The organism is Paenibacillus sp. E222 (genome assembly GCF_013401555.1).
Classification (GTDB): Bacteria; Bacillota; Bacilli; order Paenibacillales; family Paenibacillaceae; genus Paenibacillus.
The window spans coordinates 4,269,733-4,282,110 of sequence record NZ_CP058552.1 but is presented as its reverse complement, the minus strand read 5'-3'; the positions used below and the strand labels follow the sequence as shown (position 1 = coordinate 4,282,110).

Sequence of the window (12,378 nt, the reverse complement as noted above, 5' to 3'; positions counted from 1 at the left end):
CAATATGAATTTTTTTAAATTTTAACTTCATTATTTTTCTCATTTTTCAACTTTTCGCCCGTTCTGAACCAACAAAAAAAGCAAGGTGAAAAATGCCCCAAACGCGCATCATCACACTTGCTTGTCGATATACATCATTAAAAAGACGCAAAGTTCCCATAACTAAAAAAGTTCAAGAGAACTCCTCTAGCGGAAAGCTTCTTCATGTATATCAATATCAGATCAGAGTCTATATAGCAAATAATTCGCCTTTACCACTCTTATTGACCGTTTCACAAGTTGATGTGCAGATGCACTGGTTGTAAAGTAACCAACTTATAAAATTTGAGCTTTTAACTCAATCAATAAGGCAACATAAGTTGCCAATCGGCGTTTGACCCGGCTGTCCGTATGGCCTTAACTTCCTTAAGAGAAGTGGTCAAAAATTATCTGCTGGAAAGACCTGATTTACGTTGATATATCTGCTTTCCAAAATCACAGGTCTTACAATATCAGATACATTGCAAAAAATCAAGTGATCTTTAAAAATTTATTTAATTCATTATTTTGGAACCCACATATCGCTCTCCGACACCCCTGATTGCTGGGGCAAATCTTTACATGAGCTTGAAGAAAGCTCGTGAATCTGACATCGATTTGATAGATGTGGCTAACCTGGGGATTTAGATGATCCTATCATGTTAATAGGTTTAAAACTAGTTGTTAAATGAATTATTTTCACATAAATACGCATCCAAAAATATTTTCAGCTCACTTGAAATTTTATACAATTTTGATAGGTAGATATGATATATTTGGTATGTAATTTAAAATATATCCCAGAAAAGAGGATCTTATGAAAAAAGCCGTTTTGCTATTTGCTGCAATTTTCATGTTTTTGCTCCCCATCGCTCCTTCAGCGTCTGCGGCTGGAGACCGCCTCATTTACGACATCATGTATAACAACTCGATTCCACTCGTATCCAACAACGTCAGGTTTTCACTGCAATACAGCGTCTACGGCGACCTACAGCTCTGGGATAACCGCACACGCACGATGTTATGGAACACCAAGACCAGTGACACGAGAATAAATCATTTCAAGATTGATTATTGGAGTGGAAAACTAGTACTTCAGGATCCCCAAAACACACCTTACTGGACGTCAGACAACAAGGCATGGTCTACATCGTACTATGGAGCCGACAATGTGCCACCCAACCTCAGAGGTAACGTGCTCATCGTTCAAAATGACGGCAATTTGGTGCTTTACAATACAGAAACACCGAGTGCAGGCTGGTATCCTGTCTGGGCTTCCAATACAGGAGGCCATTAAGGTCTGTTGTACTGGAGCACAAGTTGTTTAATCAAAGCTTCATTTGATTGATGCTTGTCCTCATTCATTTTCGGGTTTGAAACTAAAAATACACTCACACAGTGTAAACGTGTGCGAGTGTATTTTTTGGTATGGCGAATGTTTAAACTGCCATGACTCTCATTCACATCCGTGTATACCTTATTCTCTTACCCTTCGGCTTCTCCGATCATTTGCCGCTCGATCTTCTTCATCTCATAAAAATAACCTTTTTGCTCCATTAACTCCGTATAGGAGCCTGTTTCCACTATCGTTCCCTGTTCCATAACCACAATCCGATCCATCTCTTCCAGACCGGTAAGCCGATGACAGATCAAGAGAAGCGTATCCTCGGCTGCTTGTGCATAGAGATGTTTCATCACTCGTTCTTCTGTAACGTAATCCATGGAGGAAGTTGGTTCGTCGAGAAGCCATAACCGTCCCTTGCGAAGCATGACCCGTGCCAGAGCCAGCCTCTGCTTTTCGCCGTCCGACAGGTTTTCCCCTTTTTCATATACTACATCGGTCAATGATGTATTGGGCAGCTGCACTTTCGCCAGCACATCCAACAGTTGCTCATCCGAATGTTCATCATCATTCAACAGCAGGTTTTCCCGGATCGTTCCCCGGAAGAAATGACTTTGCTGCAACACGACATTTGCCGTCTGCCAAATGCTCGCCTCCTCCAATTCCTTCACCGAAATGTCATTTAATCGGATCTCCCCAGTCGTAGGTGTTCGCAGTTTAAGCAGCAATTCAATCATCGTTGATTTGCCTGATCCGCTCGGTCCAACAATCGCCGTTTTGGAGCCGGGTACAATATGCAGCGAAATGTCCTTTAACGCCGGTCTCCACTCCCCTTCATATTGAAACGTAACATCGCACAGATCAAGCGAAATAGCCTGATTGTCAGATAACGCCCCTTTTGGCTGCGTAGACACACGCTGCCTGTCGGAGGTCTGTATCGTTTCCGTCAGTCGCGTGGCTGCGTGTTCGCTATCCTGCTTATACAAAGGTAATGTCGCCATTGCCGCAGCTTCTTCGAATACGGTTAGTGAGGCCATGACCAGCATTGCAAGAAACACGCCAGCCAGCGCTCCATCAATAATCAGATAAGCACCAAGTGTCAGCACGCCCCAGGAAATAAGGAACGTAACCAAAGCATGCATGGATTGCCCGCGCAGGAGGTGTCCGGCAGCCCTTTGCTGCTGGTCCGTCAACGCAGCAGAAGCCTGCTGCAGCTGCTGCTCTCGCTGAGCCAGTTGTCCGTACACTTTCAAATCCCGGAATCCATACAATACTTCGGTGACTTCCGTGGAAAGCAGCGCCCGTTGCTCGCGAACACGACCATGCATTTTTCGCTGTCCAAGCAAAACTATTCCCGGTACAACCAATGCCGTTGTGAGCATACCTACTACAAACAAAACCGCAATCCAGAATGAAAAGGCAGAAGTAAACAACACTGTCGCCAAAAAAACCATGACAACAATGATCGGTGGATAAGCAACTCGCAAAAAATAATGTTGCAGGCTCTCCACATCCCCAACAATGCGGGCTAGCAGGTCCCCGCTTCGCTTTTTGTTCAATATTCCCGGCGTTAAAGGAATGAGCTTCGCAAAAAAGGAGGTACGCAAACGGCTAAGCATAGAGAAGGTAGCCCGGTGGGAATACAAACGCTCCCCGTAACGACTCGCTGCCCGAAGCAGTCCAAGCAACTTGACCAGCGAGGTGAGTACAATTAAGGTATACAGCGGTGGCGCAAAGACCGTTTGTGAAATCAGATATCCGCTCGCAGAGAAGAGGGCTACTCCTGCAATCCCTGCAATAAACCCACCTAGAATGGAAAAGATGATATCCTTGCGCTCCTGAATCATGGCTTTGGACAAAATCGCTAGTTCATTCATGCTAAGCCCCCCTTTCGTTGAACCTCAATCATCTCGGCATACTGGGGTAGGCGCGCCATAAGCTCTTCATGCCGTCCCGAATCCACTAGCACACCGTTGTCCATAAACAATATACAATCGGCATGTTGAATGGTATATAACCGGTGAGCCACTGTAATCATCGTCGCCTTGTCAGCCAATCTGGCAATCGAACGTTGCAATATCTGCTCCGTGCGCAGATCCAGTCCCACCGTGGGTTCATCAAACAATATGATGGATGGACGCTTCAAGAAAGCACGTGCCAAGGCAAGTCGCTGCTTTTCCCCGCCAGACAGACCTCGTCCCCCTTCTCCAACCAAGGTATCGAAGCCATGCTCCAACTGGGCAGCAAGTTCGGCAAGCCCGGCATCCTCTGCCGCCTGCTCAATTTCCGTCCTGGACACGGTCCGACCCGCTCCGATCGCAATGTTCTCAGCAAATGTACCTGCAAAAATATACGGATGCTGTGTAATGTAGCTAACCTGTTCGAACCATACAGCCTCATCATATTTGGATAACGGCTGTCCATTTACCAGAACTTCTCCTGATGCTGGCTTCAGCAAACCCGTAATGAGATGCAGCAATGTCGTTTTCCCTGAGCCGCTTTTGCCGACAATAGCAATGTGTTCTCCCGGATTAAGCTGGACCCGGCCAGTTTCAAGTTCGAATGATTCAGGCGAATATCGAAAACGGAGATGGTTCAAAATGATGGATGGCGGCATGGAACTGTCATTGGAACGGTCCATTTGCAATGTCCCTATCCCGTTCTCCCTTTCCATCCGATCCGTGTTATCAACCTCGTCAATCCCATCGGATGTGCCTGATCCTTCTTTGCCATCTGACGATTTGTTCTCTCCAGCCGTTTCCTCAAGCATCTGCTCTACCTTACGAACCGCTCCCATACTTGTGCGCCCGCTGTGAAAAGCCGTCCCCGTATTTTTCAACAAACTGTAAAACTCGGGAACAAGCAGCAGCACGAGAAACGCGGTGTGGAACGACATCGATTTGAATACAAGCAGCTGGATTGCCAGTTCGAGAGCGACGATACCGATACTTAGCATGACGATCGATTCCAGCATAAACGTATTGGTAAACGCAATCCGCAAAATGCCCATCGTGGCATCCCGGTAACCCAGGCTGGTGCGCTCAATCTCCTGCTGCTGACGGTGAACGCGTCCAAATATTTTCAACGAAACGAGCCCTTGAAGAGAATCCAGAAACGTACCGGAGAACTCAGCCAGCTGCGCATATTTCTCCTCTGATTTATTTTTCGTCTTCAGTCCCACCAAAATCATGAACAAGGGGATAAACGGGGCCGTAAACAGCATAATGAAGCCTGCGTTGGCATGCTGCATAAACGTTACCACCAAAATCAGAATCGGAATGATGGCAGCCTCCATCATACGCGGCATATACTGACTGAAATAACTGTCAGCCTCATCCACAGCATCCAGAGCAACACTGACCTTTCCGCCTGTTTGGCCATGAAGGGTTGATGGCATCGACGCATGGGTCAAATGTTCCAGAACGGCTGCCCGCATATTCGTCTTCGCACTGGCAGCCATATGCAAACCAACTTTTCCGTTCCCATAAGACAATCCTGTACGTATGACCATGACAGCCAGAAGTATCCCGAGCAGCATGACGACCGACGAAAGGGAAGCCTTCTCCACGAAAATCCGTTGCACAGCTTCAGCAAGCAGCGCAGCCTGACTTACAATCGCTGCACCCAGCCCAAGTGAAATGACCGCGAGGAGCGAAAGACGTTTTCGCTGGCCAGACATTTGTTGAGAGATCAGGCTTGTTTTCCTCTTCATGTTCACTTTCCTCCTTTCTATGAACCTGTGAGATTACTCCCTTACATCGCATAATGAATTCAATTTATTTTTTTCCCTTAACATAGTCCGCATCAAACAGAAACAGTCTGAAAACCAGAATCAAGGAAGGAATCAACATACACATGCCACCGATAAAGACAACAACCAGTGCGAAGCCCATTGCTGGTGAGGTTACACTGTTTTGAATTGTAATGAACGGATCAAGGATATAAGGATATTGACCAATTCCGTAAGCGAAAAAGGCACAGAAAAATTGCAGCATGATGCATATAAACGCTAATCCGTAGCGGCGTCCGTTATAGATCAGCCACATCGCTATCATGAAGAAGGCAACGGAAAGTGCAAGCAGCCACCATAAATCCATCATATTTTGAAAATGTCGCTCATTGTGCTGTCCCAAATAAATAAATGCAGTCAGTGCGATGATAATCGTCGGTGTGCTCCAGAACAGGGCATAGGTCCGTACCAGCTTCAATGCAGCGTGATCCTCTGCCCGCGACGCATAGAAGGCCAGAAACGAGCTGCTAATAAATAATACAGACACAATCGCCAGTCCAACGATGCTCCAGGATAACGGATTGGTAAACAGCGTCCAGTAATCCAGCGAAACCGTCGAACCCTGCTTCACGATAAAACCACCTTCAGACAGCGTTAGCGCCACTGATAGCGAAGCGGGAATAAGCAATCCCGAAGCTCCATATAGAAACAGGTACACGATATTATTTTTGGAACCATAGTTCTCAAAGGCATAAAACGACCCACGAATGGCGAGCAAAATGACAGCAATACTGCCCGGTACGAGCAGCGCTGATCCGTAATAATAAGCCGTGTCGGGAAAGAATCCAACGATGCCAATGTAGAAAAAGACAAAAAATACATTCGTAATCTCCCATACCGGTGATAAATAACGGGAGATCAGACGATTAATCAGGTGATCCTGTTTCGTCAGGCGTGCATAAAAGGCAAAGAAACCCGCCCCGAAATCAATAGAGGCTACTATTAAATAGCCATACAAGAACAGCCAGAGCACCGAGATGCCAATCAGTTCGTAACTCATGTACGCTCACCCTTTTCTGTAGACGGATTGCGCTTCTCCTTCATCCATTTCTCCATCTCGACTTCTGCCGGATTATTGTTGAACAAACGTCTTAGTACGAGAACACACATCACTCCCAGAACAATGTAAAGAAGCAGGAAGAAGAAAAAGATCATTCTGATGTTGGGTGATGAAGTAGCGGCTTCCTCTACACGCATATATCCCCGGATAATCCACGGCTGTCGTCCAAGTTCAGCATAGAACCAGCCCAGCTCAACCCCGAGAAAAGCCATCGGTGCGCCTAGCGCTATAATCCCAAGCAGCCACTTGTTCAGCTCATTGCGCTTTTTCCAGAACACAAACAGGAAATACAGAACCGAGATAACCAGCAGCGTAAATCCGATTCCCGCCATTAAATCAAACAGGTAGTGAACGAGCAGCGGCGGCCATTCGTCCTTCGGAAACTCCTCCAGTCCAGTTACTTCGGCATTAAAGTCACTAAAGGCCAGGAAGCTGAGCAGTTTCGGCAGGTGAAGAGCCCCTATAATTTCATGCTCCGCATTCAGCCATCCCAATAAAATCAAATCTGCGCCACTTTCCGTCTCAAAATGCCATTCTGCTGCTGCAAGTTTCTCCGGCTGATGCTCAGCCAGAAACTTGGCGGACACATCTCCCGCTAACGTGTTTAGTAAGCCGAATAGCAGAACCACCGCCATCATGAGATTCAAGGCTTTTTTGTGGTAGGCAGACGCCCCTTTTCTCAGCATTGCAAAGGCTGCAATTCCGGCCAACAGAGCAGCTCCTGTCAAATAGGCCGAGCTTAATACATGAAACACCTTGGAGAACGTCGCCGTATTCAGCATCGCCTGCACCGGGTTAACCGCTGTGAATTGGCCTGCTTCCATCACAAAGCCTCCAGGCTGGTTCATGAAGCCGTTCACCGTCGTAATAAACACAGCCGACATCCCTGCACCGGTGACAATGGGAATCGTCAGCAGCCAGTGGATGTATGGATTTTTGAATCGATCCCACGTATACAAATAAATGCCCAGGAAGATGGCTTCAAAAAAGAACGCGAATACTTCCATAAATAACGGAAGTGCAATGACATTACCTGCCAGTTTCATAAAATTCGGCCACACCAGGGCCAGCTGCAGTGAAATCGCAGTACCGGTCACCACACCAACCGCCACAGAAATGACAAACCCTCTTGACCACCTCTTTGCCATCAGTGTGTAATGAGGATCCTTCTTGCGAATCCCCATGAACTCAGCAATTGCGATCATTAGGGGTATACCGACGCCAAGTGTCGCAAAAATAGCGTGGAAGCCCAGTGTCATACCTGTCACCAGCTTGCTCCACATCACCGTATCGATTGCCATACTTTACTGCCTCCTTTCAAACTCTGTTCGATATTTGTACTGATTTGAATCTTTTACTTATTAGGTCAGTCAGCCCTCGGACTGCGTTCTATATCAGGTTGATAGAAGCCCACTAGACTGATTCAGAGTTTATCTACAAACCATTCCTCCATCGTTGTATGTACAAAGAGAATTTTTTCACAAAGTAAGAGACGAAGGAAGCTTTACCACACCATCATTGTGTATTGCCACATAGTAACTGGACTGAGCATGGGTTGGCGAGCTGTGTTTTACCTGATACTGAAGGGCCAAAGTACTTAACGGGACCTAATAGTTAAAATTATTATATCTTTGTGAATTAGCAATTCAATCACTGACACGTCTTCGTCCCTAAATGTTCAAGAAAGGATCAACTCTTTCTGACAACTCGGTGAAAAGCATTAAAAGCACCCAAAGGGGCTATTGATTCATCAGGCACAACCGTGGTATTGCGATTTTCCATTCTACTATGCATGCAAGATGTTCGGAAAAACCGTTCACGTTTGCCTGGATTCTCATTGCAGCTTACAAATAAAACAAAAAAAGCCGCTCCTATAGCGACTTCTCGACTTGTTTTGTACATAAGCATACATCTTGCAAAGCTCAATTCTTTTGCTGTACCGTCTGCTCCAGCCATTGCTGCAAGGGAATATCCTTGGTCAACTCACCGAGCAGAATGTGACTGAATATACCTTCCTGATCTATGATCATGGTCGCTGGCAACCCGGTGATCCGATATAGACCGGAGACCTTTCCGGTCACATCAATGATAACAGGGAAATCGAATTGCTGTTTCTCCATAAATTCACGAATGGTGCCCTTCGCTTCCCCCACGTTGACAAACAGGGTCTCTACATCGTTTTGATATGTCTGAGCGATCTGATTAATCATTGGCATTTCCCTCACACAGGGCGTGCACCATGAAGCCCAGAAGTTAATCATGACGACTTTGCCCCGATAATCGGAGAGCTTCACCTGTTCTCCTGCTGAGTTAACCGCAGTGAATTCGGGGGCAATTACGCCTGCTTCAATAGCACTGGTCCTTTTGGACTCGGATGATGAAGTCCCCTGATAAATGGCCCACGCCGCGACCAGCACAGCAGCCATTCCAATCAGGATAGTAAGCAAACGTCTCATTTTCGCACTCATTTTTCTACTCTTTATTTCCAATCGATTCACCTTCATTTTAAGCCAAGACTATGATGAAAAGCAGCATGAAGCGACCCAAACTGCTCTCGAAACTTCTCAGTAGAGCCATCTCCCACATTACGTCCCTGATTCATAAAAACAATGTGATCTGCAATATCATCTGCAATCTCAAGCTGGTGGGTGGAGAACACAACCATATGCCCCTCCTCCTTGATCTGTTTTATCAGATTTGCAAACTCCTGCATCCAGAAAGGGTCTAGTCCATTCGTCGGCTCATCCATGATCAGCAGCGGAGGCTTGGCCAGCAGAGCCTGGGCAAATAACACACGCTGCCGCATACCTTTGGAAAAGGTCGTGACTCGTTTCTTTTTTTGATCGGCCAAGCCTACCATGGTTAGCACTTCCGTTACTCGCTCTTTGGGCACTTTCCTAAACGCTGCCCAGAACTGAAGCACTTCCTCTGCCGTCAGACCCTGGTTGAAATGATAATCATCCGGCATATATCCGATCTGTTCCGAATATCGCTTTCGTTCTTTGGACCAGCGCATCTTGTTTACAATGATTTCACCCGAGGTAGGTTGAAGAATACCTGCGAGCATACGCAGAACGGTGCTTTTTCCGGCCCCATTTCCTCCGCATAAGGCAAGCACATGACCGGAAGAAACGCGAAAGGATATATCCTCAACAATCTGTTGTTTTTTTATGGATTTACACAGTCCAACAATCTCTGCTTCCACGTTATCCATGGGAACGCCCCCTTTCCCATATCCCGTATACTGCCACGATCGAACATGCAATCCACAGCAGGCATATCCCCATAAAAATCCAGCTCCCGCTCGATGGCTGTAACCAATCTACCCACTGATAATATTCAGGTCCCAGAATAGAGCCCCCGCCAAGTTTAATCACCACAAACAAACGTACCAGCTCAGCCGGATTGATGAAGGTTAGAACAGTGAGTAAAGGTTTTACCCACTGATAAGGCATGAGACCCAACACGGAGATTAGAAGCGTAGGCCATCCGATCACCGCAAAAAACCAAACGGATACGGATATCGTTAACGCTTGCCAGCGATTTTTGGATAACGAACCGATAAACAGTGCAATCGTCAAAAATAGCAGCACCAGTCCACAGGAGAATACCAGAAATAAAAGGTATGTCATGACATTTAAAGGGCTGTCCATCCATCCGCTGAGAATTCCCATCAGGCCATAACCAAATGTAACTATCGTTATTAATACAACGGACAGACCGAGATATTTGCCAACAATAAAAGACATCGTACCGATGGGGTAAGTGGACAACAGCTGCCAGCTGCCCTCTTCTTTTTCAGAAGTCAACGAGAACGAGCCCAGAAAGAGGGTCATCAGCGGCAACAGATAAAGAATGAGATTTAACATGGAACCTGTCGTGCCAGAGTAGCCTGCTACAAAATTCTGAGAATTAATGATTAACAAACTCAGGCTAAACACGCAGAAAAGAATCAAAAATGAATATGACCAGGGGTTGCGAAAGCCCATTTTCATTTCTCGTCGAACGACTTGGAACATATCTCCCATCATGCATCACCATCTTCATTGTTCATTACTTGTGGCCTGATTCTTCCGTTGATTCACTTTCCCCATGCGTTTCTTCATGCATACCTTCACCCATTCCCTCTTCGGAATGCCCGTGCTCACCCTCACCCATCATATCCATCATTTCGGTATTCTGTTTCCAGTCGTGAGAAGCGAGGTCTTCAGCGGTCATGATCGTTCCTACACCCTGCTCAGCTACAAAAGCTTCCGCGGAGGCTTTATCCTTGAAATTGAGGATGCCGTAAGCCATGGGTGTACGCAGTGAAGCATCATATACATAAGTGGCTTTGCTGTACTCAATCCATTCCTTGTCATTATAATCACGAACAAAATCCATCCCGATATTATCTGTTCCGTTCTCTTCTTTCCACTGATGCATACAACCAATGTCATCAAATTTATAATTTTTACCGTCTTTTGTGGTAAGCTGCGTGGCATAGGCATCATCTTTCACCTGCATTTTGCAAATGGCACAGATATCCACGTCTTCATTAATAGGCAATGCCTCGTATTTTTTTCCGCAAGCTGTTAATAACAGCACCCCAAAGAGAAGCACCATCACTGTTTTCCAATGTGTTTTCATTCTCATTTTCGTAATACCCCCATTTTGATCATAATAAAAGTAGCTAGGCCCAGTAGAATGCATCCAATGATCCAAACCGCAGTTGTCTCTTTGACTGCTTTTGTACCTGTCTTCGTCGTCTTTGATTGCGCTTCCATACTCATTAACGGCGATCTGTCGCTTGTCCACTCTGCCTTGCCTTCCGTAAACAAGCTGCTCATAAAGATCATGCCTGGAGATTGAAAGAAAAGTTGATAGGCCGAATTTCGGTTGACCACTTGCTCATAAAATGGATTAATCCCATAAGACAGTTCACTAATTCCATCATTGTTCAGGTCAAGACCCTGAAAGGAATCCCAATAATTTTCCTTCATCTCATTGTTCCGGCTGTCCATCGCTGAAGCTTCAATCACATTCGAAACAAATTGGTTTCTGGTAAACTGATTATCCTCCGCAAGAACGAGCTGAATTCCGATGAAATTCCGGAGCACCGCATTGCCGCGAATTTCATTTCCTGAGGATTCAGCAATGTTCATGCCAACACGATTACCTTCCACGACATTGTTATGAACCGAAGATTGCTGTACGTCATACAACAAAATCCCTTGTGAATGCACATTTTCGTTCTGTTTGCGAAAGGAATTTCCCGATACAACCGTATTCTTGACACCCATGACCATGGCTCCGGTACTGTTGTTCTCCCCCACATTGTCCATAACAGAAGAACCATCAATATACATACAATGAATGCCATATCTGGTATGTAACAGCGTATTAGCCTTAACCGTAAGATTGCGACTATTCTCCAGGTAGATCCCGTCCCGCATACCCGTAATTTGGTTGTCTTCGATGTGGGTGCGATGGGAATTGTACAGATCAATGCCATTCCCCTTTTGACCACTGGAAGCAGACTCCGGTCCAGCCCATGAAATGGTATTGCCTTGTATGAGCCCGTCGACGGAACCCCGCAGCACGATTCCAAAACTTTGACTCTGAATATCCAGGCCCGTGATCTCTACACGATCTCCTTCAACCAGAATCGCAGCAGTGGGTTCGTTCGTTAAATGTTGAACCGTGAACCCCTGCAAAGTCACTCCATCTGAACGAATGGTAATCGTGGAATCAGCTTCCATATTCAATACCGTTACCGATGAATCTCCTCGAATGGATATATTCTTGTCTATACTTACGGGACCAGAATAAATACCCGGCTCAAGCACAAGCACTTCTCCAGGTTTAGAACCATCAATGATTGGCTGGAGTGGAATAGCGTCTTTGGTATCAGAAGCAGCGTTCGCAGAGTCAAGTGAGTAAGATAACGGGATCGCCAGTATACCCACAAGCAGCAACAAGCCCAGGACAATCCGTCCGTTTAACATCATAACCTCCTTCATGAAGCACACTGCTCATAGTGTACATAAAAACAAATTTTTACCATATAGCTCAATCTGGCTATAGAGCTGGACGTTTTGTGTCCAATTTGTGAGGTCATGGTGGTGAAAAGCAGAGAAAGTGACATCCACTTATACATAGAAACCGAAAGAACGCTCCGATCTAGTA

The 12,378-nt window shown here is 45.9% G+C and carries 10 protein-coding genes; 1 reads left to right on the top strand and 9 read right to left on the bottom strand.

The window, feature by feature from the left end; all coding sequences use genetic code 11:
* The first annotated feature begins 835 nt into the window (after nt 1-835).
* Nucleotides 836-1,315, top strand: coding sequence for an immunoglobulin domain-containing protein (locus tag HW560_RS19405; RefSeq protein ID WP_179264295.1), 480 nt, complete (start codon nt 836-838; stop codon nt 1,313-1,315).
* A gap of 188 nt (nt 1,316-1,503) precedes the next feature.
* Here the strand turns inward: HW560_RS19405 and cydC are convergent, their stop codons facing one another.
* The 9 genes from cydC to HW560_RS19360 form a co-directional block, all read right to left on the bottom strand.
* Entirely contained in the window at nt 1,504-3,237 is a 1,734-nt protein-coding gene (cydC, locus tag HW560_RS19400; RefSeq protein ID WP_179264293.1) for a thiol reductant ABC exporter subunit CydC, read from the bottom strand.
* The gene (cydD, locus tag HW560_RS19395; RefSeq protein ID WP_179264291.1) at nt 3,234-5,072 is read right to left on the bottom strand and encodes a thiol reductant ABC exporter subunit CydD; all 1,839 of its coding nucleotides are present in this window, start codon (nt 5,070-5,072) and stop codon (nt 3,234-3,236) included. Before cydD ends, cydC begins: the two co-directional genes overlap by 4 nt.
* A gap of 64 nt (nt 5,073-5,136) precedes the next feature.
* Complete coding sequence (locus tag HW560_RS19390) at nt 5,137-6,150, bottom strand: cytochrome d ubiquinol oxidase subunit II (RefSeq protein ID WP_179264289.1); 1,014 nt, start codon at nt 6,148-6,150, stop codon at nt 5,137-5,139.
* Complete coding sequence (locus HW560_RS19385; RefSeq protein ID WP_110001228.1) at nt 6,147-7,511, bottom strand: cytochrome ubiquinol oxidase subunit I; 1,365 nt, start codon at nt 7,509-7,511, stop codon at nt 6,147-6,149. Before HW560_RS19385 ends, HW560_RS19390 begins: the two co-directional genes overlap by 4 nt.
* A gap of 621 nt (nt 7,512-8,132) precedes the next feature.
* Nucleotides 8,133-8,678, bottom strand: coding sequence for a TlpA family protein disulfide reductase (locus HW560_RS19380; protein WP_257031375.1), 546 nt, complete (start codon nt 8,676-8,678; stop codon nt 8,133-8,135).
* Between the two features lie 32 nt (nt 8,679-8,710).
* A complete protein-coding gene (ccmA, locus tag HW560_RS19375) occupies nt 8,711-9,424 on the bottom strand; it encodes a heme ABC exporter ATP-binding protein CcmA (RefSeq protein ID WP_179264285.1) in 714 nt (237 codons plus the stop codon).
* Nucleotides 9,417-10,238, bottom strand: a complete 822-nt coding sequence (locus HW560_RS19370; protein WP_179265853.1) for an ABC transporter permease — start codon at nt 10,236-10,238, stop codon at nt 9,417-9,419. The genes ccmA and HW560_RS19370 overlap by 8 nt, the downstream gene beginning before the upstream one ends.
* A 25-nt stretch (nt 10,239-10,263) precedes the next feature.
* A complete protein-coding gene (locus HW560_RS19365) occupies nt 10,264-10,839 on the bottom strand; it encodes a nitrous oxide reductase accessory protein NosL (protein ID WP_111619761.1) in 576 nt (191 codons plus the stop codon).
* A 2-nt stretch (nt 10,840-10,841) separates the two neighbouring features.
* A complete protein-coding gene (locus HW560_RS19360) occupies nt 10,842-12,212 on the bottom strand; it encodes a right-handed parallel beta-helix repeat-containing protein (protein ID WP_257031373.1) in 1,371 nt (456 codons plus the stop codon).
* Nucleotides 12,213-12,378 lie beyond the last annotated feature (166 nt).

Bases quoted from the DNA above. Each gene is read 5' to 3' on its own strand.
- HW560_RS19380 (WP_257031375.1), bottom strand. From the start codon at position 8,678: ATGAGTGCGAAAATGAGACGTTTGCTTACTATCCTGATTGGAATGGCT.
- cydD (WP_179264291.1), bottom strand. From the start codon at position 5,072: ATGAAGAGGAAAACAAGCCTGATCTCTCAACAAATGTCTGGCCAGCGA.
- HW560_RS19365 (WP_111619761.1), bottom strand. From the start codon at position 10,839: ATGAAAACACATTGGAAAACAGTGATGGTGCTTCTCTTTGGGGTGCTG.
- HW560_RS19370 (WP_179265853.1), bottom strand. From the start codon at position 10,238: ATGGGAGATATGTTCCAAGTCGTTCGACGAGAAATGAAAATGGGCTTT.
- HW560_RS19385 (WP_110001228.1), bottom strand. From the start codon at position 7,511: ATGGCAATCGATACGGTGATGTGGAGCAAGCTGGTGACAGGTATGACA.
- HW560_RS19405 (WP_179264295.1), top strand. From the start codon at position 836: ATGAAAAAAGCCGTTTTGCTATTTGCTGCAATTTTCATGTTTTTGCTC.
- HW560_RS19360 (WP_257031373.1), bottom strand. From the start codon at position 12,212: ATGAAGGAGGTTATGATGTTAAACGGACGGATTGTCCTGGGCTTGTTG.
- HW560_RS19390 (WP_179264289.1), bottom strand. From the start codon at position 6,150: ATGAGTTACGAACTGATTGGCATCTCGGTGCTCTGGCTGTTCTTGTAT.
- ccmA (WP_179264285.1), bottom strand. From the start codon at position 9,424: ATGGATAACGTGGAAGCAGAGATTGTTGGACTGTGTAAATCCATAAAA.
- cydC (WP_179264293.1), bottom strand. From the start codon at position 3,237: ATGAATGAACTAGCGATTTTGTCCAAAGCCATGATTCAGGAGCGCAAG.